We start from the raw sequence: 26,404 nt of genomic DNA, 5'->3' as shown, positions 1-26,404 counted from the left end.
TATTCGAAGCCGTGATCTTTGCCATTCCGGGTTTGAATTTGCAGGACAAGCGCTATCTGTAGTACTCTGGACGCAAAGGAGAATGCAGTTCATGGCCGAAAAGCGCGCAATACTGACCGAATTGGATCCGGTTTGGCAACGCATCACGGAAGAAGCCCAAACAGCAGTTCGGGAAGAGCCGCTGATGGGGGGGCTTATCCACGCATGTGTTCTGCACCACAAATCAATCGAACGGGCTTTGAGCTATCGGTTTGCAGCCAAGCTTTCTTCAAATGAGATGTCCATGGTGATCTTGCGAGAGATCGGAGACGAAGCGTTTGCGTCGGATCCCTATCTTGCTGAAGCTGCGCGGGCGGACCTCATGGCCGTGTTCGAGAGGGATCCGGCCTGTCATAGGCTTTTGCAACCAATTCTGTTTTTCAAAGGCTATCAGGCGATGCAGGCCTACCGGATCGGTCATTGGCTTTGGAAGCAGGGGAGACATGACCTCTCCTACTTTATCCAGATGCGCACGTCGGAGATTTTTGGCATTGATATCCATCCCGCTGCGCGGATCGGCAAAGGGATCATGATCGACCACGCCCATTCGATCGTCATCGGAGAGACCGCGGTGGTCGGGGACAATGTTTCCATGCTGCATTCGGTCACACTTGGCGGTACAGGCAAGGAAGAAGAGGATCGTCACCCCAAGATTGGTGACGGTGTTCTAATCGGGGCAGGCGCCAAAGTTTTAGGCAATATTAAGATCGGTCATTGCAGCCGCATCGCTGCCGGTTCAGTTGTGCTTGAAGATGTCCCTCCTTGTTCGACGGTTGCCGGTGTGCCGGCAAAGATTGTCGGCGAAGCCGGGTGTCCGCAGCCTTCCATTGAGATGGATCAAATTCTGAAAAGCTGATTATTCAGCGAATTGTAACAGAAAACGCCAGCTCGCTGAGCTGGCGTTTTCGTGCATTTAGGCAAGCATTGCTATCGGGTTCTCAAGATTGGACACAATGTGATTGAGCACCTCTGCACCCAATGCCCCATCAATGACACGGTGGTCGACCGATAGTGTTACCGACATGACGGTTGCTGCTACGATGTTGCCATCTTTGCCAACTACCGGCTTTTTTACCCCGGCACCTACAGCCAGAATGGCTCCGTGCGGAGGATTGATCACCGCGTCGAAGTTGTCGATACCAAACATCCCCAAATTCGAAATTGCAAAACTTCCGCCCTGGTATTCATGAGGAGCGAGCCTGCGATCCCGGGCACGCGCCGCTAAATCTTTCATTTCGGACGACAGTTTTGAAAGCGATTTTGCGTCAGCATCCTGGATAACTGGTGTGAACAGGCCTCCTTCAATTGCCACGGCTACCGCGATATCTGAAGGTGCCAGTTTCAAAACGCGATCACCAGCCCAAACAGCATTGGCATCTGGAACGGCCTGCAATGCAAGCGCGCAAGCTTTGATGATGAAGTCATTGACGGAAAGCTTGACGCCACGGGTTTCAAGCTGCGCGTTCAACTCGCCTCGGAACTTGAGCAGTGCATCCAGTCGGATGTTTCGGCGAAGGTAGAAATGCGGAATGGTTTGCTTGGCTTCAGTCAATCGAGAAGCGATTGTTTTGCGCATCCCATCGAGGGGCATTTCTTGATATTCGCGGCCCTCGTAGATTTTCGCGATGGCTGATGCGTCCACGGTCGGAGCTTTTGCAGGTGCGGATGCAAGCGCTGGCGCGGCAGCAGATAAGGGTTGTGCCGCATCCGGCGCTTTGGCCGCGGGCGCACTTTCCAGATCGGCCTTGACGATCCTGCCTCTTGGGCCGCTACCGGAGATGGCCGTCAGATCAAGGCCTTTTTCCGCCGCAATTCGGCGGGCCAGTGGAGAGGCAAACACACGTGCTCCAGAATCCGTTCGCGTTGCTTTCGGAGCAGGAGGGGTGAGGGGAGCCTGGCGCGCTGCGGCGGCTTCCGGTGTGGCCGCGGAAGCACTTGTTGTTGACGACGAGATTTCCAGGTCATCGGTATCTTCACCGTCTTCAAGCAGCATCGCGATGGGGGTATTGACCTTGACCCCTTCGCTGCCTTCGGGAACCAGTATCCTCCCGACGATCCCCTCGTCGACAGCCTCGAACTCCATCGTGGCCTTATCGGTTTCGATTTCAGCAATGATGTCGCCGGATGCGACAGTATCACCTTCCTTTACCAGCCACTTGGCCAAGGTCCCTTCTTCCATTGTCGGCGAGAGGGCGGGCATGAGGATTTCAATAGGCATATCCGGGTCTCCTCAGCGATAGGTCACTTGCTTGACGGCTGCGATCACCTCGTCGGTGGTCACGAGCGCCAGTTTTTCAAGGTTTGCCGCATAGGGCATGGGGACGTCCTTGCCGGTGCAGTTGATCACGGGGGCGTCCAGATAGTCAAAGGCGCGCTCCATGATCGTTGCCGAAAGGTGGTTGCCGATCGAGCCGACGGGCCAACCTTCCTCGACGGTGACGCAGCGGTTGGTTTTCATGATCGAGTTGATCACGGTGCCATAGTCGATGGGGCGCAGGGTCCGAAGGTCGATGACCTCCGCCTCGATGCCATCTTCCGAGAGCTTTTCAGCGGCTTCCAAGGCATATTGCATCCCGATTCCAAAACTCACGATGGTGACATCACTGCCTTCGCGCCAGATCCGGGCTTTGCCAAAGGGGATCGTGAAGTCTTCCATTGCCGGGACTTCAAAGGAACGCCCATACAGGATCTCGTTTTCGAGGAAGATCACCGGGTTGGGGTCGCGGATCGCGGACTTGAGCAGGCCCTTTGCGTCCGAGGCGCTGTAGGGCATGACCACCTTGAGGCCGGGAATCTGCGCATACCAGGCCGCGTAGTCCTGACTATGTTGTGCACCGACGCGTGCGGCGGCACCATTGGGGCCGCGGAACACCATTGGGGCGCCCATCTGGCCACCCGACATATAAAGTGTCTTCGCCGCTGAATTGATAATATGGTCAATGGCTTGCATGGCAAAGTTGAATGTCATGAACTCGACGATCGGTTTCAACCCGCCAAAGGCCGCCCCAACGGCGATCCCGGCAAAGCCATGCTCGGTAATCGGCGTGTCAATCACGCGCTTGGAGCCGAACTCGTCAAGCAGACCCTGGCTGACCTTGTAGGCCCCTTGGTACTCGGCAACCTCTTCGCCCATCAGGTAGACGTCTTCGTCGGCACGCATTTCCTCGGCCATGGCGTCGCGTAGCGCTTCGCGCACTGTCTGCTGCTTCATCGGGGTGCCTTCGGGCCAATCCGGCGTAAGGTCGGCCGACGGCGCGGGCTGAGGCGCTTGGGAGACAGAAGCAGGGACCTCTGAGGGGGGCTCGGCGGCGGATGAGGCGGCTTGGGCTGGGGCAGTAGCTGTAGGTGCCTCTCCGGCTTCTTCGCCCTCCTCCAGAAGGGTCGCGATGGCCGTGTTGACTTTTACGTTCTCAGTGCCTTCGGGCACGAGGATGTGGCCGATAACACCCTCATCCACGGCTTCAAACTCCATCGTGGCCTTGTCGGTTTCGATCTCGGCCAGAATATCGCCTGCAGAGACCGTATCTCCTTCTTTCACGAGCCACTTGGCCAAAGTGCCCTCTTCCATCGTTGGGGACAGGGCGGGCATCAGAATTTCGGTTGCCATCTTTTCAACTCTCCTCTGTCAGATCACGCGTAAATGTCCGTCCACAGCTCTTCGGCTGCGGGCAGAGGGCTTTCCTTGGCGAAGTCGGCGCTGGCGTTTACCACCGCCTTGATTTCCTTGTCGATCGCCTTGAGATCGTCTTCGCTGGCGTGTTTGCCTTCAAGGATCAGGTGGCGCACATGTTCAATGGCGTCACGCTCCTCGCGCATCTTTTGGACCTCTTCGCGGGTGCGGTACTTGGCCGGGTCTGACATCGAGTGACCGCGATAGCGATAGGTTTTCACTTCGAGAATATAGGGGCCCTTGCCCTTTCGGCAGTGGGCCACTGCGCGTTCGCCGGCGTCTTTGACGGCCAGCACATCCATGCCGTCGACCGCTTCACCGGGAATGCCGAACGCCTCACCGCGGGTGTGGATATCGGGGGTCGATGTCGAGCGTTTCTGCGCGGTACCCATGGCATACTGGTTGTTTTCAATGACAAAAATCACAGGCAGGTCCCAAAGGGCCGCCATGTTGAAGGTCTCATAAACCTGGCCCTGATTGGCGGCGCCGTCACCGAAATAGGTGAATGTGACGCGCCCATTGCCCTTGTATTTGTCGGCAAAGGCCAACCCTGCGCCAAGCGGCACCTGCGCCCCCACGATGCCATGACCGCCGTAGAAGTGCTTCTCCTTCGAGAACATGTGCATCGAGCCGCCCTTGCCCTTGGAGTAGCCGCCCTCGCGGCCCGTCAGTTCGGCCATGACTCCGTTGGGGTCCATGCCACAGGCCAGCATGTGGCCGTGATCCCGGTATGACGTGATCCGCTTGTCGCCTTCCTCGGCAGCGGCTTCCAACCCCACGACGACCGCTTCCTGACCAATATAAAGATGACAGAAGCCCCCGATCAGCCCCATTCCGTAAAGTTGACCCGCTTTCTCTTCGAAACGCCTGATCAAAAGCATGTCCCGATAGAACTGTTTGAGCTCATCCCCAGAGACATTCGTCTTCTTGGTGGTGCGTCTGGCCGCCATTCCATTCCCTCCCGAACGCTGAATAGTTTAGCGTTAAACAATACAGGATTTCAGCGTAGCGCAGACGTGCGGCACTTGCGAGCGGAAAAGTACGTTTCTTTTCAGTGTTTTGAGGAGTCTAGCGGATCACGATCTCGTCGGCGCGGATCATCCCAAGCACATCGCGCACCTGCTGGTCCAGCAAATCAAGGTCGAGATACTCGTCCGACAGGCGGTGCGTGATGTTTTCCATATGCGCCACTTGCGCCTGCACTTCGGCCAGTTCGGCTTGTAGCTTGTCTTTTTCTGCAAGGATTTCTACCCGGCGAAACAGGCCATAGTCGCCCTGAACGGCGGCGAAAGTGAAATAGGAAGACAAGGCGAAAGCCAGCCCGAAAAACACGAGCGCACCGATCGCTGGTCTGGATTTTTGCGTTGTCATGTCTGCCTCTTGTGCCCTCTTGCCGGGGCGTGTGCAGGGACTATGCCATATCTGATTCGTCCTGTGAATCCCCTAAACCCACGTTCGGGCAACAAAAATGTGACGCAACGGCGAGCTTGGTCGGGGTGGATTCCTTTGGCAGGCTGGCGACGAGGGAGAACAACATGACAGTTTCAGATCCGGTCAGCCGCTTGGGCACGCACGAAGTCTTCAACCAGCCGACACCGCGTGGGGTGCGTGACTTGTGGGCCAACGATTTGGCTCTGCGCGACCATGCCGGGGCGGCGGGTGCGGATGGGGCCCGGTTGGCCCGGGTCGGGGCGCTTTATGGGTCCGAGGCGCTATTGCAGGCGGCCACGGATGCGCAGCGTGACCTGCCGCGGCTCAAGCTGTTTGACCGCTCCGGGCGACGGGTGGATGAGGTCGAGTTTCACCCCGGCTATCACAAGTTGATGCAGGAGGGGTTGGGCGCAGGCTATGCCAGCGTGGCCTGGACAGCCGACAAGGGCGGACATGCGACCCACGCAGCACTGGCCTATTTTCAGGCACAGCTGGAGCCGGGCGTGGCATGTCCTATGACGATGACCTATGCGGCGGTTCCCGCGCTGCAGGCGGATCAGAAGTTGGCCGAGACATGGATTCCGCGTTTGTCGTCAGGGGTTTATGACCCGTCGATGCGCCCGATTGAAGAAAAGGCGGGGGCGACGCTGGGCATGGCGATGACCGAGAAACAGGGTGGCTCGGACGTGCGGGCCAACACCACGCGGGCGGTGCGGGAGGGCGATGCGTATCGGCTGAACGGGCATAAATGGTTCTGTTCGGCGCCGATGTGTGACGGGTTCCTGACGCTGGCACAGGCCGAGGACGGCTTGACCTGTTTCCTCGTGCCGCGCTGGCTGGACGGGGAGCGCAACGGGTTCCGCATTCAGCGCCTCAAGAACAAGCTGGGCAACCAGGCCAATGCCAGTTCCGAGATCGAATATGTCGACGCGCTGGCCTATCGGCTGGGCGATGAGGGGGCCGGGGTACGCACGATTATCGAGATGGTACATCATACGCGGCTCGACACCGCGCTGGCGCCTGCCGGGTTGATGCGGGCGGCGCTGGCCGAGGCGCACTGGTGGGTTGAGGGGCGGTCTGCCTTTCAGCGTCGCCTGATTGACCAGCCGTTGATGCGGTCGGTGCTGGCCGATCTGGCGCTGGACACCGAGGGCGCGCTGGCGGTGGCGATGTTCATGGCGGCCGCGTTTGATCGGGAGGATGAGGAGAGCCGGGCGTTGGCGCGGATCGGAGTGGCGCTGGCCAAGTATCTGAATAACAAGCGTTGTATCGCCGTGGTTGGGGAGGCGATGGAGGTGCTTGGGGGCATCGGCTATGTCGAGGAAACGCCGATGCCGATGCTCTATCGCGAGGCGCCGCTGAACTCGATCTGGGAAGGATCGGGGAATGTGATCTGCCTTGATGTGATGCGCGCGTTGGTGCGCGAACCGGAGACCGGGGACGTGCTGCGCAAAGTGCTGGAGAGCGTGACCGGGGCGGATCGGCGCTATGACGCGGCGCTGAAAGGCCATTTTGAGCGCTGGCCGGGCCTGCCGCAAGAGGCCGAGGCGCGCTGGTTTACAGAGAGCCTTGCGACGTTGCTGACGGCGGCGGCATTGATCCGGACTGCTCCAAGCGCTGTGGCCGAAGGCTATGTCACCAGCCGGGTCGCAGGCGCGCGCGGGTCGGTTCATGGCGCGGTGTCGGGGCTTGATGTCGACGCGATCCTGAGCCGGTTGGCAAACGGGTCGTAAAGACGCGATGAAGGGGCCGGGCGCCGCGCCCTCCGGCCATCGGTGGCGAATCACGCGGAATCCCTTGGTTAACAGGCCAAAAGGCTCCAATAAGACGATCGGTTTTGCGTCGGTATAACGTCGGTATTGCGTCGGCAAACAGGCGCGCCACGGCGGCGTTAAACCGCCGTGCGGTTCTGTTTCTGAATGGTCCCGAAATACCCTGGGGGAGTCACAGCAAGGCTGTGACGGGGGCAACGCCCCCCGGATGCGGGGCGCCGCCGGTGCGTGTCGCGTGTCAGGCTCAGCCTGCGACGGAGGCCTTATAGATGCTTTCGATCGAGTCCGCGATCTTGGCATTGAAGGCAGCATCGTCCTGCTGGGCGCTCAAACCTTCGGTCAGGGCGCGGGAGAAGCTGGCGATCATGCCGGTCTGACGCGACAGGCGCTCATTGGCTTCATCGCGGCTGTAGCCCCCGGAGAGCGCAACAACTTTCATCACGCGCGGATGGTTGACCAGCGGCAGGTAATGGTTGTCGGCCTCGGGCAGGGTCAGCTTGAGCATGACCTGCTGATCTTCGGGCAGGGCGTCGAGCGCGCTTTTGAGTTCGGCCAGAAGGATGTCTTCGGCTTCGGCCTTGTCCGCGGCGTTGATGTTCACTTCGGGTTCGATGATCGGTACCAGCCCGTGGCGCAGGATCTGTTCTCCGATCATGAATTGCTGCGCCACGACAGCCCTGATGCCTTCGGCATTTGCCGAGTTCACCACCGAGCGCATCTTGGTGCCGAAGATGCCCTTGGCCACGGCGCGTTCGCAGAGCGTGTCGAGTTCGGGCATGGGTTTCATGACCTGCACGCCGTTGGCTTCATCTTCCAGACCCTTGTCGACCTTGAGGAAGGGCACCACGCCCCGCTCTTCCCAGAGGAAGGTCGCGGTCGGGATGCCGTCGATTTCGCGGTCCATGGTCATTTCGAACAGGATCGCGCCAACCACCTTGTCGCCGGTAAAGGCGGGCGCCTTGGCGATGCGGGCGCGCATGTCGTGGATCAGGGCGAACATCTCTTCATCGCCGGAATAGGCGTTTTCTTCGACCCCATAGAGGCGCAGCGCCTTGGGGGTCGAGCCACCGGATTGGTCAAGGGCCGCGATAAAGCCTGCGCCGTTGGAGATTTTTTCTGCTTGGGACTGTTTGGACATATCTGTTTCGCCTTGAAATGTTGGTGGTTTGGCCCGGCCGGGCACGTTTGACCTGCTTCTAGTCCACGCACGCCGGGCTTGCAATTATGGTGGCGCTAACCCGATGGCAAAACAGCGGGTCAGCGTCAGTGATTGCTTATTGGTCGAGCGCGGCGACGCCGGGGAGGACCTTGCCTTCCATCCATTCAAGGAAGGCGCCCCCGGCGGTGGAGATATAGGTGAAGTCCTTGGCCGCGCCGGACGCGTTGAGCGCCGCGACAGTATCGCCGCCGCCTGCAACCGAGATCAGGTCGCCCGACTTGGTGCGCGCCGCGGCCTTGAGCGCGGCTGCGTTGGTGGCCGCGTCGAAGGGTTCGATTTCAAAGGCGCCCAGCGGACCGTTCCAGATCAGGGTCTTGCTGTCCTGGAAAACGGCGTCGATGGCGGCGACGCTCGCGGCACCGGCATCAAGGATCATGGCGTCCTCGGGGCATTGATCGGCGGGGACGGTTTCGTTCTCGGCGTTGGCTTCAAATTTGCGCGCGACCACGACATCGCGGGGCAAAAGAATGGTGCAGTTCAGCCCGTCGGCCTTGGTCATGATTTCGCGGGCGGTGTCGACCATGAGCCGTTCGGCCAGCGATTTTCCGATCGGGTTGCCCTGGGCCATGAGGAAGGTGTTGGCCATGCCGCCACCAATGACCAGCGTGTCGACCTTTTCAACAAGGTTGGAGAGGAGTTCGAGCTTGGTCGAGACCTTGGCCCCGCCAACTACGGCGGTCACGGGGCGCTGGGGATTGCCGAGCGCGCTTTCGAGGGCCGAGAGTTCTGCCTGCATCAGGCGCCCTGCGCAGGCAGGCAGATGTTCGGCCAGACCGCAGGTCGATGAATGGGCGCGGTGGGCGGCCGAAAAAGCGTCGTTGCAATAGGCATCGCCCAGCTTCGCCATTTTGGCGGTCAGCTCGGGATCATTCTTGGTTTCGCCTTTGTGGAAACGGGTGTTTTCGAGAAGCAGAACCTGTCCGTAGGTCAAGGCGTCAACGGCGGCCTGTGCCGCGGGGCCGATGCAGTCGGCTGCAAAGAGAACCGGAGCACCAAAAGCTTTTTCAAGGGTCGGGACCAGCTGTTGCAGGGAAAGGTTCTCGACCCGCTCGCCGCCCGGGCGGCCGAAATGCGCCAGCAGGATCGGCTTGCCGCCAGCGGCGAGGATGTCCTTGACCGTGGGAACGATGCGTTTGATGCGGGTGGCGTCGGTCACGGTGCCTTCGACAACCGGCACGTTGATGTCGACACGCGTGAGCACGCGTTTTCCTGCCAGGTCCATCTGGTCGAGGGTTTTCCAGGCCATGTTCCCAATCTCCATATGCAAATGCGTTGCGCCTTTCCTAGCCGAAACAGGCGTGGGGTCAATGCGCTCTCTTGGCATTCGGCGCGACGGTGATTAACTAGCGCACAAGCAAACAGACAGGAGAGCCCCATGGCCGAGATCAAAGACCCCGAAAACACGATCCTGATGGAACTCAGCAGCGGCACCGTCGTGATCGAGCTGATGCCGGACATCGCGCCCGGGCATTCCGAGCGGATGAAGGAACTGGCGCGTTCGGGCCAGTATGACAACGTCTGCTTTCATCGCGTGATCGAGGGGTTCATGGCCCAGACCGGCGACGTGGCCAACGGCAACATGGAAAACAACTTTGACCTGCGCCGCGCGGGCACCGGGGGCAGCGACCTGCCCAACCTCAAAGCCGAGTTCAGCCGCATTCCGCATGACCGTGGCACGCTGGGCGCGGCGCGCAGCCAGATGCCGGATTCCGCGAACAGCCAGTTCTTCATCAACTTCAAGGACAATCATTTCCTGAATGGTCAATATACGGTTTATGGCCGCGTGATCTCGGGGATGGAACATGTTGACGCGATCAACCGCGGTGAGCCGCCTGTCAATCCGGACCGTATGATCAGCGTGAAGGTGGCGGCCGATGTCGACGGTTAAACTGGCTGCGGCGTTCGCGCTGTTGGCCGCACCGGTTTGGGCAAGCGGCCTCCAGATCGAGATCGCCGGGGAAGGGGCCAACGGCACCGTCACCATCGACCTGTTCGAAGACGTCGCGCCAAAGCACGTGGAACAGATCACCGCGCTGGCCTCGGAAGGGGCCTATGACGGGGTGGTGTTTCACCGCGTGATCGAAGGCTTCATGGCCCAGACGGGCGATGTGCAATTCGGCAAGATGGGCGGCGACATGCGCATGGCCGGGCGTGGCGGTTCGAGCCGCCCCGACCTGCCGGCAGAGTTCTCGTCGATGCGGTTCCAACGCGGCGTTGTCGGCATGGCGCGCTCGCAGGACCCCGACAGCGCCAACTCGCAGTTCTTCATCATGTTTGACGATGGTGACTTCCTGAACGGTCAATACACCGTTGTTGGCAAAGTCACGGATGGGATGAATGTCGTGGATGCAATCAAGCTGGGCAAGGGGCGCAATGGCGCCGTGATCGGCCAGCCGGACGCGATGAAAAAAGTCACCGTGACCGAATAAGTGATGGGCGGGTCAACCGGATACGAACCGCTTGATACGCCGAAAGAAATTGCGCCGGGCCTCTGGATCATAGATGGCTCGGCGATTTCGTTTTACGGGTTGCCGTTTTCGACCCGCGCCACGGTTGCGCGCCTGTCGGACGGGCGGCTTTGGGTTCATTCCCCAACACGGCTAACACCCGAGTTGCAGGCCGAGATCGCCGCGCTTGGCAAGGTTGCCTTTCTGGTCGCCCCGAACTGGATACATTATGCCTATGTGGCCGAGTGGCAGGCCGCCTTTCACGATGCGGAGAGCTGGGCCGCGCCGGGTGTGGTTGAGCGGGCCGCGAAGAAGGGGCTTGCGCTTCACTTCGATCGGGCGCTGGAGGGGGCGGAGATGCCCTGGGGCGATGAGATTGACGGGTTCGTTGTTGAGGGCAGCAAGGTACATCGGGAGGCGGTGTTCTTTCACAAGGCCAGCCGGACGCTTATCCTGACGGACCTGATTGAGAACTTTGAGCCGGCGAAACTGCCTTGGTGGATGCGGCCCGTTGTACGGCTGGCCGGAATTGCGGCGCCTCAGGGACATATGCCGCCGGATATGAAGGCCACATTTGACAAGGCCGTTTTACGACCCCAATTGCAGCGCATATTGGCGTGGGACCCGGAGCGCGTGGTGCTGGCGCACGGGGCGTGGATGAAGACGCGTGGCAGGGCTTTTCTTGAAGGCGCGTTCGGAGCGGTTCTGAAACACGGGTGACGTGGATGTGAAAAGGCTTGGCTTGGTTCTGACCTGCACTGCGCGCAAAGTTGCGTTGGGAGGGACCCAATCATGATGAAACAGCTTGTTGTTGCCATGTCCTTGGCTTTGTCGGCACCCGTGTCCGCAGATCCGGAGTTCTGGAAACACGAATGGCCAGACACGGATTTCAGCCAAACCAGTGTTGAAAACTGGGTTGAAATCCTGTCCGGTGGACCGCCCAAGGACGGGATTCCGGCGCTGAGTGATCCGCAGTTCATCCGGGTCAGTGATGAGACCGGAATCATGGGCATGGAGCCAGTGGTTACGGTCGAGATCAAGGGGGCGGAGCCGCGTGCCTATCCGATCCGTTACCTGACGTGGCATGAGATCGTGAATGACAAGGTTGGTGGCGTGCCGATCGCGGTCACGTTCTGCCCCTTGTGCAACTCGGCCCTGACCTTTGACCGGCGGGTGAAGGGCAGGGTGTTGACCTTTGGTGTGTCGGGCAAGCTGCGCAACAGTGACATGGTGATGTACGACCGCGAGACGCAAAGCTGGTGGCAGCAGGCGCTTGGCATCGGGATTGTGGGGGAGATGACGGGGGCGGAGCTCAGGGCACTGCCAACGTGGATGGAAAGCTGGGACCAGTTCCGGGCGCGCCATCCCGAGGGGTTGGTGATGGCTCAGCCTGCGCATGCAAGGCGGTATGGCAGCAACCCATATGTGAACTATGACAGTTCTTCCCGGCCGTTCCTTTACAGCGGAGAGTCGCCGCCGCATGGCATCGCTGCGCTGGCGCGGGTGGTGCGTGTTGGGGACCGCGCCTGGCCGCTTGAAAGGCTGGTCGGAGCAGGCGAGTTGCGCGAAGCGGGGGTGGTGATCCGCTGGGAGGCGGGGCAGGCCTCGGCGCTGGATACCGGGACCATTGGGCGGGGCAAGGATGTTGGGTCGATCCGGGTGCGAACCGCGGGCGGACAGGATATGCCCCACGATGTGATGTTCGCTTTTGCGTTTCACGCATTCTGGCCGGACGGACAGTGGATGCTGGGCCGCTAGAGCAGTGTTTGGGTGGCCTTTATTCGGCCATGCGCGGCGTGCGAATTCGCCGGGTTCTTAACCAATTTTGGACATGTTTGAACACTAGCCTGAGGGGGCGGGAAAACCGACCCAAAGTTCGGCTCTTTTCCGCGTGTGACGCGTTTCAGGCAGTACGATGGCAGTCGAGACAGTACAGGTTTACCGGATTACCGGGGGGGATAGCACCTACCCGCATTCCGGCACGTTCACCATTTCGGACGCAGGTCAGATTTCGATCGACGATTCGAATGGCTTCCGGGACAGCGAGTTTGGTGACTTTACCCACACGGGTGGCTCGGACGTGACTGACCAGAACGTGATTGCGTCGGATGTGACCGGGATCAACATAGGTGACACCGTCGACGTGCGTTACAAATACACCGTGACCGGATCGGACGGGTCGAGCGGCACGGTCTATTTCCTCGCCTCGAACGGGCAAGCGAATTACGGACCGCTGATCGTTTCGGATTTCCTGCTGGACCCAAATGTCACCTATACATTTGGCACGTTCAACACGGACGGGGCCGTTGCCTATGACGATCTGGTGGTGTGCTTCACTGCAGGCACCATGATTGTCACCGACATGGGGCAGAGACCCATCGAGACCTTGCGCGAAGGGGATCGGGTGCTGACGCGGGACAATGGGTTCCAGCCGTTGCGCTGGATCGGCCGGAAAACGATCAAACCCAGCCGCAGGACTGCGCCTGTGCTGATCGGGGAAGATGTGCTTGGCACGCACGGGGCCTTGCTGGTGTCGCCCAATCACCGGATGCTGCTGCGCCCGCCGCAGTCCGAATTGTACTTTCAGGAACCCGAAGTGTTGATTGCCGCCAAGGGGCTATTGGGGATGAAGGGGGTGCGCCAGGTGTTGGAACGGTCGGTGACATATGTGCATATCCTGTTCGACCGGCACGAGATCGTGTTTGCCAACGGCGCGCCGAGCGAGAGCTTTCTTCCGGGACCTCAGGCCCTAGACACACTCGAAGAGGAAACGCGCAGTGAGGTGTTGCATCTTTTCCCTGAACTCGGTGAGCGCGAGAGTGCGTTTTCCCATGCGGCGCGGGTGTGCCTGAAGCCGCATGAGGCGGACATCCTGCGCAAATTGATGGTGGCATGAGACGAGACAGTATCGCGCCATGGCGCGTACCGCGCCGCCAGGCCCAACAAAAAACGCCGCCTCGAACGGGCGGCGTTTCAAGTTGATCTGGTTGGTTTCTTAACCGTTGGCTTTGGGCGCGGCGGCCTTGGGCGCGGGGGCTTCACCTTTTTTGGTGAGCGGATCGTCCTGACGCTGAACCGAGCCTTCGAAATGGGCGCCGCTTTCGATCGCGATGGTCTTGTGAATAATGTCACCTTCGACGCGGGCGGTCGATGTCAGGCGCACCTTCAGGCCGCGTACACGGCCCACGATGCGGCCATTGACCACGACATCATCGGCGGTGACTTCGCCCTTGATCGTGGCGCTTTCACCGACGGTCAGCAGGTGGGCGCGAATATCGCCTTCCACGGTGCCTTCGACCTGGATATCGCCCGTGGTGCGCAGGTTGCCGGTAATGTGCAGGTCCGAAGACAGGACAGACGCGGGCGGCTTGGCCTTGGGGGCGGATGCCTTGAAGTCGCTGCCCTTGGCGGGGGCGGCAGGGATTGCCGGCGAATCCGGGGCAGCGGGCTTGGCCGGATCAGCGGATTTCGGTGCAGGTTCGTTGATTTTGCTCTTAGAAAACATCTCTTCCAGCCTTGATAAAGGTCATCGGGTTCACGGCTCGACCGTTCACGCGTACTTCGTAATGCAAATGCGTGCCGGTAGAACGTCCGGAGTTGCCCATATCACCAATAAGCTCGCCACGCGAGACCCTTTGCCCCTCTTTTACGCGGATTTTTGCCAGATGGGCGTAGCGGGTCTCGATGCCGAACTCGTGCTTGATCTTGATCAGGCGACCGTAGCCCGACAGCCAGTCGGCATGAACGACCACACCGTCGGCGGTCGCGTGGATCGGTGTGCCGTAGCGGGCGGCGAAATCGGTGCCCTTGTGCATCCGGCCCCAGCGCATTCCGAAACCGGAGGTATAGCGGAACGCGGATTTCAGCGGGTTGGCGAAGGGGGCAGTTTCAGCGGCAATGCGGTACATGTTGAGCTGGTCCATCTGGTCCAGCAGACGATTGGCGCGCTGTGCCTCGGGGGTTAGATCGCCGCCCGAGGTGGAGAAGGAGATCGGCATCATCGGACCACCCTGACCGCTGTAGCCACGCCGGACCTCTTCCATGAGGGTCTTGGTGTCGAGTCCGGCAGCGTTGAACATCTTAGTCAACGGCTCGACGGATACGGTCATGGCGTCTTCGAGTTGGCGGAAGATCTGCTCGTTCTTTTCTTCCATCAGGGCCAAATCAAGGCGGGCCTCTTCGGCGTCGTGCAGGGCGGCCTGGGCATCGGCGATGACCTGGTCGCGTTCCTGCGCGGTTTCAGCCAGCGCTTCGGACAGAATGCCGAGCATGTCGTTTCCCTGCAGCGAATTGGCGGCCAGCGAGGTGCCGTTTTTGTCCTGTTGCGACTCTCGCGACTTCAGTTCGGCCAGTGCGGTTTCACGTTCCTTCATGGTGCGGCGCAGCGTGGCCTGAATGACCTCGATCCCGGTTTCCAACTCGCGGCGGCGGGTTTCGGATTCCAGAAGCTGCGACTGCATTACGGAAATCTGCTGCAGGGCAGTGTTGAAGCGGTTTTGTGCAGCGAGCGCTTCGGATGTACGGGCATCGCGTTCCGCCGACATTTCATTCAGGCGCAATTCATAGGTCTGCTGGTCGCGCTTGGCCTGTTCACGGAAATTGCCCGAGCCGATGCTGTCCATCAGCAGGATCGCGGTGGCAACAATGGTCCATGCGACGATCAGCGTGGAGCCGACGAAGGCGATCAACTGCGTGGAGGGCCGAAGCCGGATAAAGCGGGTGTCTGTGTCGGATCTCAGAAAGAGGCGGCGTTCCGGAAAAAAGCGCTCCAGAAAGGCATGCAGCCGGATTTCGAGTGTTGTTCTCACCAGTTCGTTCCTTGTCCCATCCCCAAGGTGGGCGCTCTTGAGTGGGGGCGCCTCGCGGCAAGTTCTTAACGGCAGGTGACTGATCGGGCAAGGAAATTGACCCATTCCATACGGAACGGTTTGTCGCGGGCGCGTTTTTGCGCGGCATCTTGCCGATTGGCTATCGGGCGTAGGCCGGTGGCGTTTCGTCCGAAAGCGGCCAGTAGAAATCGGGTGGCAGACCGGCGTCGGCACGCTTTTCCTCGTTGAAAGGCGGTTTCAGGAGGCCATGGAAATAGCGACGGACCAGTGCGTGGAACTCGGCTTTGGGATCGAGCGCGTGGCGCCCGCAAAGGAAGTTGAACCACTTGGACCCGTAAGCGACATGGCCGACCTCTTCGGCGTAGATCACGTTGAGCGCTTCGATGGTCTGCGTGTCCTTGGCATTCTCGAAAATCCTGATCATGCCGGGGGTCACATCCAGCCCGCGGGCTTCGAGCACCATGGGGACGACGGCGAGCCGCCCCATGAGATCATTCGCCGTATCCTCGGCGGCACGCCACATGCCAGCATGGGCCGAAAGGGCGCCATAAAAGCTGTCTTTGGCTTCAAGACTGTCGCATATCATGTTGAAATGGCGTGATTCTTCGTCTGCGGATTTCACCCAGTCATCGTAGAAGCCCAGCGGCATTTCCGTGTCGGTGAAGCGGGCCACGATGTCCCAATGCAGGTCCACGGCGTTGAGTTCGATATGGGCCACCGCATGCAGCATGGCGATGCGGCCCTGCGGACTGCCGGGGCGGCGGCGGGGCACGTCGCGCGGGTCAAGCAATTCGGGTTGCGCGGGGCGCGCGGGGCGATCCGGCGGGGTGGCCTGACCGATGGGCAACGGGGTGCCCGCCTTGCGGGAGTCAAACCACAAGGCGGCATTGCGCCGGGAGATGGCGGTTTTTTCCCGTCCGTCGGCTGTGGTCAGAACCTCGACGGCGAGTTCGGCAAGGCTTTTGTCACTCACAGCGCTTTCACCGCCTCGAGCACTTCGGCGGCGTGGCCGTCAACCTTGACCTTGGGCCAGGCGCGGGCGATGCGGCCCGAGCCATCAATCAGAAACGTGGCGCGCACGATGCCCATGAAGGTCTTGCCATACATCTTTTTTTCCGCCCAGACGCCGAATTTTTCGCAGACATCGCTGTCGGCATCGGTCAGGAGCGGCACGGTCAGGTCCTGTTTGGCGATGAACTTGTCGTGGCTGGCCATTTCGTCCTTGGAAATGCCAAAGACGCGGGCGCCTGCGGCCTCGAACTCACCCTGCAATTCGGAGAACTGCTTGCTTTCCTTGGTACAGCCCGAGGTGTTGTCTCGCGGGTAGAAAAACAGCACGACCGGAGCAGGACGCAGGGCGGAAAGGGTTACATCCTCGCCTGTGGTGGCGGGCAGGGTGAAATCGGGGGCCATGTCATCGGCAGTAAGCATCATCGGACTCCTTGGGTCGGTTGGGCATAACGTATATAGTTGCTACGGGTGGGCAACCGATAACAGATCAATCCGAGGCAGAAACTCTGAACGACCAGCCCGAAAAAGCGCCTGAACAGCGGCGCAGGCCCCGTAGGGCAAGGCGCATCGGCCTGTTTGCGCTGGTGGGTCTATTGGTGCCCGCCGGATTGATTGCCCTTGTTCTGCTGGCTGCCGTGGACAGGCCGCTGGTGGCGCCGGAGTGGATGCGGCAACGCCTGGAACAGGCAGCCGCAGCGCAGGTTGAAGGGGTCGATATCAGTTTCGGCGAAGTTTCGCTCGTGATCGAGGACAATTGGGATCCACGGCTGCGGGTGCGCAACCTTGAACTGCGCGCACCTGACAACCGGGGCGGCGTGACGCTGGCGCGGGTGGATGCGCGCCTTGCGCTGGCTGAGCTGCGCAATGGGCAGGTCGCCCCGCGCGAGATCCGGGTTTCGGGCGTGTTTCTCAGGATCATTCGCCTTGCCGACGGGACGGTCAACATCTCGGTTGGGGATGGCGGCGGTAACGGGCCCTTTGGCGAGGATACCCAGATTGCGACCATCGGGGACCAGATCGAGGGGTATCTCGACCTGCCTTTGTTGGCGCAGCTTGAAACCTTTCGGCTGGATGACATGACCTTGCGCTACGAGGATGTGCGGGCGCGGCGCGGCTGGACCGTGGACGGCGGGCAGATGCGGTTGGATCGCGATGGCGAGGATATCGAGATTTCCACGCAGATGACGCTTTTGGGCGGGCGGGCCTATGCCACGAGCATCGAGGCATTTCTGAACACGTCGTACGAGACCTCGGCCACGCAGTTCGGCGTCAGCTTCGAAGACATTCCTTCCGGGGATATCGCGTCGCAGACGGCGGCGCTGACGTGGCTGGAGATCGTGCGCGCGCCGCTGTCCGGTTCGTTGCGTGGCGAGACCGACAGCGAAGGGCGGCTGGGGCCTGTGAATGCAACGCTTCGGGTAGATGCGGGGGTGCTGCAACCCGATGATGCGGTGCCGCCTGTCCCGTTCGAGGGATTGCGCAGCTATCTGACATATGATCCGACGCGCGGGTCGATCACTTTTGACGAGCTGTCCCTGGACAGCAAGTGGATCAAGGCCACGGCGTCAGGCAAGGCCATTCTGCAGGATATGGAACAGGGGCTTCCGGGGACGCTGCTGGGGCAGCTCGAACTGAGCCGGTTCGAGGCCAACCCCAAGGAGCTTGATGACGTCCCGATGGTGCTCAACCGGTCTTTTGCCGATTTCCGGCTGCGGCTGAACCCGTTCGAGCTGGACCTTGGACAGATGGTGATTTACCAGGGCGAGCACCGCATGACGTTGAGCGGGGAGTTGGACACGACCGATGATCAGTGGGAGTTCTCGGTGGACGGGCATTCGGATGGGCTGGACGTTGCGCGGGTTTTGAATATCTGGCCGGACCGGCTCAAACCCAACCTGAGGAAGTGGATCGCAGAGAATATCCACGCCATCACGCTTCACGATATCAATCTTGCCATGCGCAGCAGGGTTGCCGCGCCGCCCGAGGTCTATGTCGATTTCCAGTTTTCCGATGCCGAGCTGAAAGTGCTCAAGACCATGCCACCTGTGCAGGAGGCAAGCGGATATGCCAGCCTGATCCGGAACCAGTTCCGCGTGGCAGCCGAAAGCGGGACGGTGCTTGCCGATCAGGGTGGGCGGGTCGATGTGACTGGGACGGGGTTCATCGTCGAGGATACCCGGATCAAACAGTCACCTGCATTGGTGCAGCTCAGGGCACGGAGTTCTGTGACGGCGGCGGCGTCGCTTCTGGATCGTGAGCCGCTGCGGGTTTTCACCAAGGCGCGGCTTCCTGTGGACCTTGCCAAGGGGTGGGCGGAGGTCGAGGGCGAAGCCCGGTTGACGATGAAACCCAAGGTCGAGCCGGAAGACGTGCAATACGAGGCGCGGGGCGTCTTGCGGAACGTGGTGACGACGCACTTCATCAAGGACAAGGTAATCCGCGCCGACATGCAGCTCCTGGCAACCAACAAGGAGGTCGCGCTGCGAGGGGCGGGCACGGTTGGGGCGCTTCCATTCGAGGGGCGTTGGCACATGTTGATGGGCAAGGAGAACGCCGGAAAGAGCCAGTTGACCGGCACGGCAGAACTGAGTCAGAGGGCGGTAGACGAGTTCAACATCGGGCTTCCCAAGGGGACGGTGAGCGGCGAAGGCAAGGCGGCATTCGTGATCGACCTCGTGGGTCAGGAGCCGCCGCAGATGACGATGACCTCCGACCTTGCCGGGGTTGTCCTGTCGGCTCCGCCGCTGGGATGGCGCAAGCCCGCCGACAAGGTGGGGACGTTTGAGGCGGACGTGACATTGACCAGCCCGCTGAAGGTTGAGCGCATCGCGTTTGATGCTGACGGACTGACGGCCGAGGGCGATATCACGTTGAGCGCGGCAGGTGGCCTTGAGATCATGCGGCTTGAACGGTTCGAGGTCGGGCGCTGGCTCAGGGGCACGGGGATGTTGCAGGGACGCGGGGCAGGCAGTGCCCCGGCGATTGTGATGACATCCGGCATGTTTGACATGCGCCATATGCCCCGTGCGACCGGCGACTCGGGAAGCAGCGGCACCGGCGGCGCAACCAGCCCGATCAGCGCCCGGGTGGATCTTGTGCAGGTCACGGATGACATTTTCCTGACGGATGTAAAGGCAGACCTGAGCACGCATAACGGCATTGCCGGTACCTTCACAGGAGCGTTCAAGGGGGGACCCGGTCTGACCGGAGAACTGACACCGCACGAGCACGGCACGGCCTTGACCGTAACCTCGCCCAAAGGGGGCAAGATTGCCGTTGCAATGGGGGTGGTCAACTCGGCAACACGCGGCGATATGCGCCTGACCCTGACGCCACACAAGACGCGTGGCGTATATGATGGCCGGCTGAATATGGAGAACGTCAAGGTGCAGCAAGTCCCGGTCGTGGCCGAGCTTCTGAACGCGATTTCGGTGGTTGGGCTGATTGAACAGCTCAATGGGCCGGGGCTTTTGTTCTCGGAAGTTTTTTCGAGGTTCCGCATCACACCCCAGCAGCTCGTAATTGCCGAAAGCAGCGCGGTTGGGCCGTCGCTGGGCATATCGGCGGACGGTATCTATACGTTCGAAACCAAGCGGTTCGATGTTCAGGGCACAGTGTCGCCGCTTTATGCGGTGAATTTCATCGGACGGCCTATTTCGAGGCGCGGCGAGGGTTTGATAGGGTTCAACTATACGATGAGGGGGCCCTCAAACCGCTTGCAGTTCGGTGTCAATCCGCTATCGGCATTCACGCCCGGATTCTTTCGGGAGATTTTCAAACGCCCTCCGCCTGACCTGAGCAACTGACGACCATGCAGCTTTCCGATTTCGACTTTGATCTGCCCGAGACGCTGATTGCGACCCGGCCCGCAGAACCGCGCAGCTCGGCGCGGCTTTTGGTGGCCGAGGGGGACCGGATCACCGATGCGCGTGTCACCGACCTTGTGGATTGGCTGCGCCCCGGTGATCGCCTGGTGCTTAATGATACCAAGGTGATCCCGGCGCGCCTGTCGGGCTATCGCGAGCGCGTGGGGCCGGATGGCCCGACGCAGGCGCGGATCGAAGTGACCCTGCTTGAGCCGCGCGCGGGCGGACGCTGGGCCGCATTGGTCAAGCCGCTCAAGAAAATCCGAGAGGGTGAACGGATTGTTTTTGCCGCCGGGCTGACCGCGACGCTGGAGGCCAAGGAAGACGGGCAGGGGATTCTGGGCTTTGACCTTGAGGGCGAGGATTTCGATGCCGCGCTGGCCGAGGCCGGGTCGATGCCCTTGCCGCCTTATATCGCGGCCAAGCGTGCCGCCGACGCGCGTGATAAAACGGATTACCAGACGGTCTGGGCCAAGCATTCGGGCGCCGTGGCGGCACCAACCGCTTCGCTGCACTTCGATGCGCCATTGCTGGCCGCGCTGGAGGCAAAGGGGGTGCTCTTCACCCATGTGACGTTGCATGTCGGGGCGGGGACGTTCCTTCCGGTCAAGGTCGAGAACGTCAAGGACCACAAGATGCACGCCGAATGGGGGCGGGTGACACCCGAAGCGGCGGCCGAGATCGCGGCGACCAAGGCGGCAGGCGGACGTGTGATTCCGGTGGGAACGACCGCGCTGCGCCTGATCGAAAGCGCGGCTCGCAGCGGTGTGATCGCGCCTTGGGAAGGTCCGACGGACATCTTCATTTATCCCGGCTTTGATTTTCACGTTGCCGACGCGCTCATGACCAATTTCCACCTGCCAAAATCCACGCTGATGATGCTGGTTTCAGCGTTGATGGGGGCGGAGCGGATTCGCCGGATCTATGACCATGCCGTGCGTTCCGAGTACCGGTTTTTCTCCTATGGGGATGCGTCGCTATTGCTGCCATCCGGGTAATTGTCTGATTCTCAAAGCCTTGAGACGTAAAACCGACATCCGGTGTCGGTCATGGTCATGTCGCGGGGCTATCGGTTTTGCATCCAACGATAAACGTGCGAAGGTTTCATCATGTTTCAGTTTCTAAAAAGCGCATGGGCTCTGCTTCTCGGGATGATGCTCCTGATGGTGGGCAACGGGATGCAGGGCACGCTGCTGGGTATTCGCGGCGAGCTGGAAGGGTTTTCGACTTACGAGATGTCCTTTGTGATGTCGGCCTATTTTGTCGGGTTTCTCGGCGGGTCGTGGGTCGCGCCGGATATGATCCGGCGTGTCGGGCATGTACGGGTCTTTGCGGCGCTGGCGTCGTTCATTTCCGCCGTGATGATCCTTTACCCGACACTGGTCGAGCCATGGGCATGGGTTCTGGGGCGTGTCGTGATCGGGTTCTGTTTCTCAGGCGTGTATGTGACGGCAGAAAGCTGGCTCAATAACGCAGCCACCAATGAGAACCGCGGCAAGGCCTTGTCGCTTTACATGATCGTGATGATGATCGGCATCGTGTCCGCACAGGGGCTTTTGCTGGTGGCCGATCCGTCCGGATATGTTCTTTTTGTCATTCCCTCGGTGCTGGTTTCGATTTCGTTTGCGCCGATCCTTTTGTCGATCTCGCCCACGCCTGCGTTTGACACGACCAAGCCGATGAGCCTTGGCGAGCTGTTCAAGATTTCGCCGCTGGGTGTCGTTGGCATGACGCTGTTGGGAGGGATATTCGCAGCCCAGTTCGGCATGTTGGCGGTTTTTGCTACGCGCATCGGGCTGAGCCTTAGGGAGCTGTCGATCTTCGTGGCGGCGTTTTACATCGGAGCGACCCTGTTCCAATTCCCTCTTGGCTGGCTTTCGGACCGGATGGACAGGCGTGTTCTGATCATGATGGTGGCATTTGCCGGAGGTTTCGGTGCCGTTCTTGGCTGGCTGTTCATGGACAACTACTTGATGCTGCTTGTGGCTGCTGCGCTTGTCGGGGGCACGTCGAACCCGCTTTATTCGCTGCTGATTGCCCATGCGAACGACTTTCTGGAGACCGAGGACATGGCGGCGGCCTCGGGGGGGTTGGTGTTCGTCAACGGTGTGGGCGCAATTGCCGGGCCGCTGGTGACAGGGTGGATGATGGAGGCGACGGGCCCGTCGGGCTTCTTTGTATTCCTGGCAATTCTAATGGTCGCGACCGGCGGCTATGCAGCCTATCGTGCCACACGCCGGGCGGCCCCGTCGGTGGAAGACACTGCCAGTTATACCCCCGTTATGCCTTCGGCGTCACCAGTGGCTGTCGAAGCTGCTCAGGAATATGCGATCGAGGCAATTCAGGAAGAAGAGGCGCAGCAACAGTGACTTGTGTGACCTTTTGTTGTAAATTGTTACTGTTCGCATAAGTTATTTTCAGTGTAGCCTTTTTACTGACACCCTCGGGGGGGGGCGCAAAAAATACAAGGAGTTGGGGCGATGGTGGGTCCCGAAGAAATACTTGAGTTCTGGCTGGACGAGGTGGGTCCGGCCGGGTGGTACGAAGTCTCCGACGCGCTTGACCAGAAAATCCGTGACAGGTTCGAAGCCACCTGGGATCGCGCCCAGGAGGGCAGTTTTGCGCATTGGCTGACGTATCCCAGCGGAACGTTGGCCTATATCATTCTGAACGATCAGTTCTCGCGCAACATGTTCCGGGGGTCTCACAAGGCCTTTGGATCGGATCGCCAGGCGATGGCGGCAGCCAAGATCGCGATAGGCAAGAAATGGGATCTCAAGATCGATGAACCGGCGCGGCAGTTCTTTTACATGCCGTTGATGCATTCGGAAAACCTGTGCGATCAGGAGCGGTGTATACGCATGTTCCTTGAGAGGATGCCCGAAACCGGGGCCAGCAACCTATTGCATGCACGGGCGCATCGAGAAGTGATCCGCAAGTTTGGCCGGTTTCCCTATCGGAACGAGGCGCTTGAGCGCATCTCCACGTCGCCCGAACGGGCCTATGTGGCTTCAGGCGGCTATGGTGAGACGGTGCGCGAATTGCAGGCTGCGAGCGCCTGATCAACTTTCGGGTGACGCGGCCTTGTCGTCCAGTGCGGTGCAGCCGCGCAGGGCGTGGAGGCCGTCGATCATGCGGTCTGCGGTTTCATCGATCGCGACGGTCATCAACCGATCAGGGGTGTCTGCGATCCGGGTCAGGGAGGTTTGCAGATTGTCGAGTTTCCCATCAAGCAGGGCAAGGCGGACCTCTACATCCCGGCGCAGCTCCTGCGAGCGATCCCCGCTTGCCTGCGCCAATGCCCCCAGATCGGTGCGCAGGCCCGCAACCTCAGCGCGAAGGGCCTGAGCCTCGCCTTCCAAGGGTGTGACAATCTGCAGGTTCTCGGAAAACTGCCCGGCGATGTCCTTGGCCGTTCCCGACAGTTGCCAAAGCAGGAACAGGCAGAGCGCGACGAGAATCAACGTCGCGTTGATCATCGCCAGAAAGAGATCCTTGAGGGTTTTCATACGGGGCGCTCCGGATTTTGTTCAATGGGGGACTGACCGCATAAAACACCACGTCGCAAGCAATGAAAACCCTACGCGAAGGCGCGTTGCGGGAGGCGCGGAGTTGAACTAGGCTCGGTTGTGGACTTGCACGTGAGGAGGGCCAACATGGCGTCGCAAAGCTTTGACATGATTGTAATCGGGGCGGGACCGGGGGGCTATGTCGCCGCGATCCGGGGCGCGCAGCTTGGTCTCAAGGTGGCGATTGTCGAGCGTGAACACATGGGGGGTATTTGCCTGAACTGGGGGTGCATTCCAACCAAGGCGCTGCTGCGCAGTTCGGAGGTGTTTCACCTGATGGAACGGGCCGGGGAGTTCGGGCTCAAGGCCGAGAAGATCGGCTATGATCTCGACGCGGTGGTCAAGCGGTCGCGCGGGGTGGCCAAGCAGCTCAACGCCGGCATCGGCCATCTGATGAAGAAGAATAAGGTCACGGTGTTCATGGGCGAGGCGACGTTGCCCGCCAAGGGCAAGGTCAGCGTCAAGACCGACAAGGGCACCGAAGAGCTGACGGCCAAGCACATCATTCTGGCAACCGGCGCGCGGGCGCGGGAATTGCCGGGGCTGGAAGCGGATGGCGCGCGGGTCTGGACCTATAAACACGCACTTGTGCCACCGCATATGCCCAAGAAGTTGTTGGTGATCGGTTCGGGCGCGATCGGGATCGAGTTCGCCAGTTTCTACAACACACTGGGGGCGGATACGACGGTTGTCGAGGTCATGGATCGGGTGCTTCCGGTTGAAGATGCCGAGATAAGTGCTTTTGCCAAAAAGCAATTTGTCAAACAGGGCATGAAGATCATGGAGAAGGCCATGGTCAAGCAGCTTGACCGCGCCAAGGACAAGGTCACGGCGCATGTCGAGGTCGGCGGCAAGGTCCAAAAGATGGAGTTCGACACGGTGATTTCCGCTGTGGGGATTGTCGGCAATGTCGAGGGGCTGGGGCTTGAGGCGCTGAGAGTCAAAGTCGACCGGACCCATGTCGTGACGGATGCCTATTGCCGGACCGGGGTCGATGGCCTTTATGCAATCGGTGACATCGCGGGCGCGCCCTGGCTGGCGCACAAGGCGAGCCATGAAGGCGTGATGGTGGCCGAACTGATTGCGGGGGGCAACCCGCATCCGGTCAAGCCCGAGAGCATCGCAGGGTGTACCTATTGCCACCCGCAGGTCGCCAGCGTGGGTTACACTGAAGCCAAAGCCAAGGAGCTGGGGTACGAGGTCAAGGTGGGTCGGTTCCCGTTCATCGGCAATGGCAAGGCCATCGCGTTGGGCGAGCCCGAAGGCATGGTCAAGACGGTGTTCGATGCGAAGACCGGAGAGCTTCTGGGCGCGCATATGGTCGGTGCGGAGGTCACGGAAATGATCCAGGGCTACGTGGTGGGCCGCACCATGGAAACCACCGAAGCGGAATTGATGGAGACCGTGTTTCCGCATCCGACACTCAGCGAAATGATGCATGAAAGCGTGCTGGATGCCTTTGGGCGCGCCATCCATATCTGAGGTGGCGCGGTGGGGAGCCTGAACCGGATCGTGATGAACCGGGTCAGCCGGGGCTGGTTGCGTGCGCTTGACCTCGAAAACATGGATATTGCCGAGGTCTCGGGCAAGTGGGGGAGCGAGCTGCCCAACCGAAGCTATCGCAGTTATCGCTATCCCAAATTCGATATCTGCGCGGGCCCGTACCTTGATGGGCGCGGGCGAGTGCGCCAGTTCGATCTGATCCTTGCGAACCAGGTGTGGGAACATCTCGACCGGCCTTTCATGGGGCTGGTCAATGTGCTCGAGATGTTGCGACCGGGGGGGTATTTCTGGCTGGCGGTGCCGTTTTTCGTGCCGTTCCATGCCGCGCCGCAGGATTGTTCGCGCTGGTCGGCGCGCGGTTTGAAGAACCTGCTTTTGGAGGCGGGGTTTGCCGAAGAAGACATCCGTGCCGAGCAGTGGGGCAACCGCGCGGCGGCTGCGCGCAATCTGGAACAACCCTGGCCGCCGCCTTATCATCCGGACACGGATGACCTCACCAATGATCCGGATTTTCCCATGGTATCATGGGCGCTTGCGCGAAAACGTTAAGGTCTTTTTCTAAGCAGAGCCCCGGGGTCGGACCCGGGCGATCTTAGGCGCGCTCGATGGCGCCACCAGCCTGAACCCAGTGGCCGAGGCCGCCGATGTTGTGCACGTTCTCATAGCCCAGCCGACGCAGGATCATCTCGCCGCTTTGGGACCGGCCTCCACTGGCGCAGTAAAGCGCAATGGTGGAGACCCCATTGAGATCTGGGTGGAAATCGGGGTGGCGCGGATTGGCCATGTCGGCCAATCGCATCAGAGGGATGTGCAGCGCCCCCTTGGCCTTGCCGCTGGCGGCGACCTCGGAATGCTCGCGCACGTCAATCACGGTCAATGCTCCGTTTTGGGCGTCCTTTACGGCCTGTGCCGCGCTCATGCCGGTGGGTTTGGGTCTGAGAAAGAACATGTGGCGCCCTGTCCGCTGGGAAATGCTGTCAGTTGCAATATAACATTCAAATAATGGAATGCAATAGTTTTGCGCCCGGACCGGGGCGGGGCCGGGCGC

General features: G+C 60.5%; 25 protein-coding genes. 13 read left to right on the top strand and 12 right to left on the bottom strand.

Annotated elements, in window-relative coordinates; translation table 11 throughout:
* The first annotated feature begins 91 nt into the window (after nt 1–91).
* Nucleotides 92–895 (top strand): serine O-acetyltransferase, encoded by an 804-nt coding sequence (cysE, locus tag ACS3QZ_RS05645; protein WP_456036954.1) that lies wholly within the window; start codon nt 92–94, stop codon nt 893–895.
* Nucleotides 896–952: 57 nt separating this feature from the next.
* On the opposite strand, the gene ACS3QZ_RS05640 is transcribed toward cysE, so the two are convergent.
* The 4 genes from ACS3QZ_RS05640 to ACS3QZ_RS05625 form a co-directional block, all read right to left on the bottom strand.
* Entirely contained in the window at nt 953–2,257 is a 1,305-nt protein-coding gene (locus ACS3QZ_RS05640) for a pyruvate dehydrogenase complex dihydrolipoamide acetyltransferase (RefSeq protein WP_456036953.1), read from the bottom strand.
* A 12-nt stretch (nt 2,258–2,269) separates the two neighbouring features.
* Complete coding sequence (locus tag ACS3QZ_RS05635) at nt 2,270–3,646, bottom strand: pyruvate dehydrogenase complex E1 component subunit beta (RefSeq protein ID WP_456036952.1); 1,377 nt, start codon at nt 3,644–3,646, stop codon at nt 2,270–2,272.
* 23 nt (nt 3,647–3,669) lie between these two features.
* Nucleotides 3,670–4,659 carry a pyruvate dehydrogenase (acetyl-transferring) E1 component subunit alpha gene (pdhA, locus tag ACS3QZ_RS05630; RefSeq protein WP_093094418.1) on the bottom strand — a complete coding sequence of 330 codons (990 nt, stop codon included), beginning with the start codon at nt 4,657–4,659 and terminating at the stop codon, nt 3,670–3,672.
* Nucleotides 4,660–4,777: 118 nt separating this feature from the next.
* Entirely contained in the window at nt 4,778–5,080 is a 303-nt protein-coding gene (locus tag ACS3QZ_RS05625; RefSeq protein ID WP_456036951.1) for an FtsB family cell division protein, read from the bottom strand.
* Between the two features lie 164 nt (nt 5,081–5,244).
* On the opposite strand from ACS3QZ_RS05625, the gene ACS3QZ_RS05620 reads away from it, so the two are divergent.
* Nucleotides 5,245–6,873, top strand: coding sequence for an acyl-CoA dehydrogenase family protein (locus tag ACS3QZ_RS05620; RefSeq protein WP_456036950.1), 1,629 nt, complete (start codon nt 5,245–5,247; stop codon nt 6,871–6,873).
* Nucleotides 6,874–7,156: 283 nt separating this feature from the next.
* Here the strand turns inward: ACS3QZ_RS05620 and ACS3QZ_RS05615 are convergent, their stop codons facing one another.
* A complete protein-coding gene (locus ACS3QZ_RS05615; RefSeq protein ID WP_456036949.1) occupies nt 7,157–8,050 on the bottom strand; it encodes a fructose bisphosphate aldolase in 894 nt (297 codons plus the stop codon).
* A 136-nt stretch (nt 8,051–8,186) separates the two neighbouring features.
* Nucleotides 8,187–9,377, bottom strand: a complete 1,191-nt coding sequence (locus ACS3QZ_RS05610) for a phosphoglycerate kinase (protein WP_456036948.1) — start codon at nt 9,375–9,377, stop codon at nt 8,187–8,189.
* A gap of 129 nt (nt 9,378–9,506) precedes the next feature.
* Between ACS3QZ_RS05610 and ACS3QZ_RS05605 the strand changes: the two genes are divergently transcribed.
* From ACS3QZ_RS05605 to ACS3QZ_RS05585, 5 genes are all read left to right on the top strand, one after another.
* Nucleotides 9,507–10,019, top strand: a complete 513-nt coding sequence (locus tag ACS3QZ_RS05605; protein ID WP_093094414.1) for a peptidylprolyl isomerase — start codon at nt 9,507–9,509, stop codon at nt 10,017–10,019.
* Nucleotides 10,006–10,560: a peptidylprolyl isomerase gene (locus ACS3QZ_RS05600; protein ID WP_456036947.1), complete on the top strand. Its 555-nt coding sequence runs from the start codon at nt 10,006–10,008 to the stop codon at nt 10,558–10,560. Before ACS3QZ_RS05605 ends, ACS3QZ_RS05600 begins: the two co-directional genes overlap by 14 nt.
* A gap of 3 nt (nt 10,561–10,563) precedes the next feature.
* Nucleotides 10,564–11,298: a DUF4336 domain-containing protein gene (locus ACS3QZ_RS05595; protein ID WP_456036946.1), complete on the top strand. Its 735-nt coding sequence runs from the start codon at nt 10,564–10,566 to the stop codon at nt 11,296–11,298.
* Nucleotides 11,299–11,370: 72 nt separating this feature from the next.
* On the top strand, nt 11,371–12,336 hold the full coding sequence (locus ACS3QZ_RS05590) for a DUF3179 domain-containing protein (RefSeq protein ID WP_456036945.1): 966 nt from the start codon (nt 11,371–11,373) through the stop codon (nt 12,334–12,336).
* 157 nt (nt 12,337–12,493) lie between these two features.
* The gene (locus ACS3QZ_RS05585; RefSeq protein WP_456036944.1) at nt 12,494–13,474 is read left to right on the top strand and encodes a Hint domain-containing protein; all 981 of its coding nucleotides are present in this window, start codon (nt 12,494–12,496) and stop codon (nt 13,472–13,474) included.
* A 99-nt stretch (nt 13,475–13,573) separates the two neighbouring features.
* Here the strand turns inward: ACS3QZ_RS05585 and ACS3QZ_RS05580 are convergent, their stop codons facing one another.
* From ACS3QZ_RS05580 to ACS3QZ_RS05565, 4 genes are all read right to left on the bottom strand, one after another.
* Nucleotides 13,574–14,083, bottom strand: coding sequence for a bactofilin family protein (locus tag ACS3QZ_RS05580; protein WP_093094409.1), 510 nt, complete (start codon nt 14,081–14,083; stop codon nt 13,574–13,576).
* Nucleotides 14,073–15,386 carry a DUF5930 domain-containing protein gene (locus ACS3QZ_RS05575; protein ID WP_456036943.1) on the bottom strand — a complete coding sequence of 438 codons (1,314 nt, stop codon included), beginning with the start codon at nt 15,384–15,386 and terminating at the stop codon, nt 14,073–14,075. The genes ACS3QZ_RS05580 and ACS3QZ_RS05575 overlap by 11 nt, the downstream gene beginning before the upstream one ends.
* Before the next feature lie 160 nt (nt 15,387–15,546).
* Complete coding sequence (locus ACS3QZ_RS05570) at nt 15,547–16,380, bottom strand: ferritin-like domain-containing protein (RefSeq protein ID WP_456036942.1); 834 nt, start codon at nt 16,378–16,380, stop codon at nt 15,547–15,549.
* Nucleotides 16,377–16,838 carry a peroxiredoxin gene (locus ACS3QZ_RS05565; protein WP_456036941.1) on the bottom strand — a complete coding sequence of 154 codons (462 nt, stop codon included), beginning with the start codon at nt 16,836–16,838 and terminating at the stop codon, nt 16,377–16,379. The genes ACS3QZ_RS05570 and ACS3QZ_RS05565 overlap by 4 nt, the downstream gene beginning before the upstream one ends.
* A 176-nt stretch (nt 16,839–17,014) precedes the next feature.
* On the opposite strand from ACS3QZ_RS05565, the gene ACS3QZ_RS05560 reads away from it, so the two are divergent.
* The 4 genes from ACS3QZ_RS05560 (at nt 17,015) to ACS3QZ_RS05545 (ending at nt 23,346) form a co-directional block, all read left to right on the top strand.
* Complete coding sequence (locus tag ACS3QZ_RS05560; protein ID WP_456036940.1) at nt 17,015–20,224, top strand: hypothetical protein; 3,210 nt, start codon at nt 17,015–17,017, stop codon at nt 20,222–20,224.
* A gap of 5 nt (nt 20,225–20,229) precedes the next feature.
* Complete coding sequence (queA, locus tag ACS3QZ_RS05555; protein ID WP_456036939.1) at nt 20,230–21,282, top strand: tRNA preQ1(34) S-adenosylmethionine ribosyltransferase-isomerase QueA; 1,053 nt, start codon at nt 20,230–20,232, stop codon at nt 21,280–21,282.
* Nucleotides 21,283–21,393: 111 nt separating this feature from the next.
* Nucleotides 21,394–22,653, top strand: coding sequence for an MFS transporter (locus ACS3QZ_RS05550; protein ID WP_456036938.1), 1,260 nt, complete (start codon nt 21,394–21,396; stop codon nt 22,651–22,653).
* A 111-nt stretch (nt 22,654–22,764) separates the two neighbouring features.
* The gene (locus tag ACS3QZ_RS05545) at nt 22,765–23,346 is read left to right on the top strand and encodes a DUF924 family protein (RefSeq protein ID WP_456036937.1); all 582 of its coding nucleotides are present in this window, start codon (nt 22,765–22,767) and stop codon (nt 23,344–23,346) included.
* Here ACS3QZ_RS05545 and ACS3QZ_RS05540 read toward each other — a convergent pair whose 3' ends face one another.
* Complete coding sequence (locus ACS3QZ_RS05540) at nt 23,347–23,793, bottom strand: hypothetical protein (protein ID WP_456036936.1); 447 nt, start codon at nt 23,791–23,793, stop codon at nt 23,347–23,349.
* Between the two features lie 147 nt (nt 23,794–23,940).
* Here ACS3QZ_RS05540 and lpdA point away from each other — a divergent pair, with 147 nt between their 5' ends.
* Nucleotides 23,941–25,335, top strand: a complete 1,395-nt coding sequence (gene lpdA, locus ACS3QZ_RS05535; protein ID WP_456036935.1) for a dihydrolipoyl dehydrogenase — start codon at nt 23,941–23,943, stop codon at nt 25,333–25,335.
* A 9-nt stretch (nt 25,336–25,344) separates the two neighbouring features.
* Nucleotides 25,345–25,905 (top strand): class I SAM-dependent methyltransferase, encoded by a 561-nt coding sequence (locus ACS3QZ_RS05530; RefSeq protein ID WP_456036934.1) that lies wholly within the window; start codon nt 25,345–25,347, stop codon nt 25,903–25,905.
* Between the two features lie 43 nt (nt 25,906–25,948).
* On the opposite strand, the gene ACS3QZ_RS05525 is transcribed toward ACS3QZ_RS05530, so the two are convergent.
* Nucleotides 25,949–26,305, bottom strand: a complete 357-nt coding sequence (locus ACS3QZ_RS05525) for a rhodanese-like domain-containing protein (RefSeq protein WP_456036933.1) — start codon at nt 26,303–26,305, stop codon at nt 25,949–25,951.
* Nucleotides 26,306–26,404: the final 99 nt, after the last annotated feature.

The organism is Shimia sp. W99, from assembly GCF_053851455.3.
This window is presented reverse-complemented; position numbering and strand designations above follow the sequence as displayed.

Coding starts and splice junctions, on each gene's coding strand:
- cysE (WP_456036954.1), top strand. CDS start 92: ATGGCCGAAAAGCGCGCAATACTGACCGAATTGGATCCGGTTTGGCAA.
- ACS3QZ_RS05640 (WP_456036953.1), bottom strand. CDS start 2,257: ATGCCTATTGAAATCCTCATGCCCGCCCTCTCGCCGACAATGGAAGAA.
- ACS3QZ_RS05635 (WP_456036952.1), bottom strand. CDS start 3,646: ATGGCAACCGAAATTCTGATGCCCGCCCTGTCCCCAACGATGGAAGAG.
- pdhA (WP_093094418.1), bottom strand. CDS start 4,659: ATGGCGGCCAGACGCACCACCAAGAAGACGAATGTCTCTGGGGATGAG.
- ACS3QZ_RS05625 (WP_456036951.1), bottom strand. CDS start 5,080: ATGACAACGCAAAAATCCAGACCAGCGATCGGTGCGCTCGTGTTTTTC.
- ACS3QZ_RS05620 (WP_456036950.1), top strand. CDS start 5,245: ATGACAGTTTCAGATCCGGTCAGCCGCTTGGGCACGCACGAAGTCTTC.
- ACS3QZ_RS05615 (WP_456036949.1), bottom strand. CDS start 8,050: ATGTCCAAACAGTCCCAAGCAGAAAAAATCTCCAACGGCGCAGGCTTT.
- ACS3QZ_RS05610 (WP_456036948.1), bottom strand. CDS start 9,377: ATGGCCTGGAAAACCCTCGACCAGATGGACCTGGCAGGAAAACGCGTG.
- ACS3QZ_RS05605 (WP_093094414.1), top strand. CDS start 9,507: ATGGCCGAGATCAAAGACCCCGAAAACACGATCCTGATGGAACTCAGC.
- ACS3QZ_RS05600 (WP_456036947.1), top strand. CDS start 10,006: ATGTCGACGGTTAAACTGGCTGCGGCGTTCGCGCTGTTGGCCGCACCG.
- ACS3QZ_RS05595 (WP_456036946.1), top strand. CDS start 10,564: ATGGGCGGGTCAACCGGATACGAACCGCTTGATACGCCGAAAGAAATT.
- ACS3QZ_RS05590 (WP_456036945.1), top strand. CDS start 11,371: ATGATGAAACAGCTTGTTGTTGCCATGTCCTTGGCTTTGTCGGCACCC.
- ACS3QZ_RS05585 (WP_456036944.1), top strand. CDS start 12,494: ATGGCAGTCGAGACAGTACAGGTTTACCGGATTACCGGGGGGGATAGC.
- ACS3QZ_RS05580 (WP_093094409.1), bottom strand. CDS start 14,083: ATGTTTTCTAAGAGCAAAATCAACGAACCTGCACCGAAATCCGCTGAT.
- ACS3QZ_RS05565 (WP_456036941.1), bottom strand. CDS start 16,838: ATGCTTACTGCCGATGACATGGCCCCCGATTTCACCCTGCCCGCCACC.
- queA (WP_456036939.1), top strand. CDS start 20,230: ATGCAGCTTTCCGATTTCGACTTTGATCTGCCCGAGACGCTGATTGCG.
- ACS3QZ_RS05550 (WP_456036938.1), top strand. CDS start 21,394: ATGTTTCAGTTTCTAAAAAGCGCATGGGCTCTGCTTCTCGGGATGATG.
- ACS3QZ_RS05545 (WP_456036937.1), top strand. CDS start 22,765: ATGGTGGGTCCCGAAGAAATACTTGAGTTCTGGCTGGACGAGGTGGGT.
- ACS3QZ_RS05540 (WP_456036936.1), bottom strand. CDS start 23,793: ATGAAAACCCTCAAGGATCTCTTTCTGGCGATGATCAACGCGACGTTG.
- lpdA (WP_456036935.1), top strand. CDS start 23,941: ATGGCGTCGCAAAGCTTTGACATGATTGTAATCGGGGCGGGACCGGGG.
- ACS3QZ_RS05525 (WP_456036933.1), bottom strand. CDS start 26,305: ATGTTCTTTCTCAGACCCAAACCCACCGGCATGAGCGCGGCACAGGCC.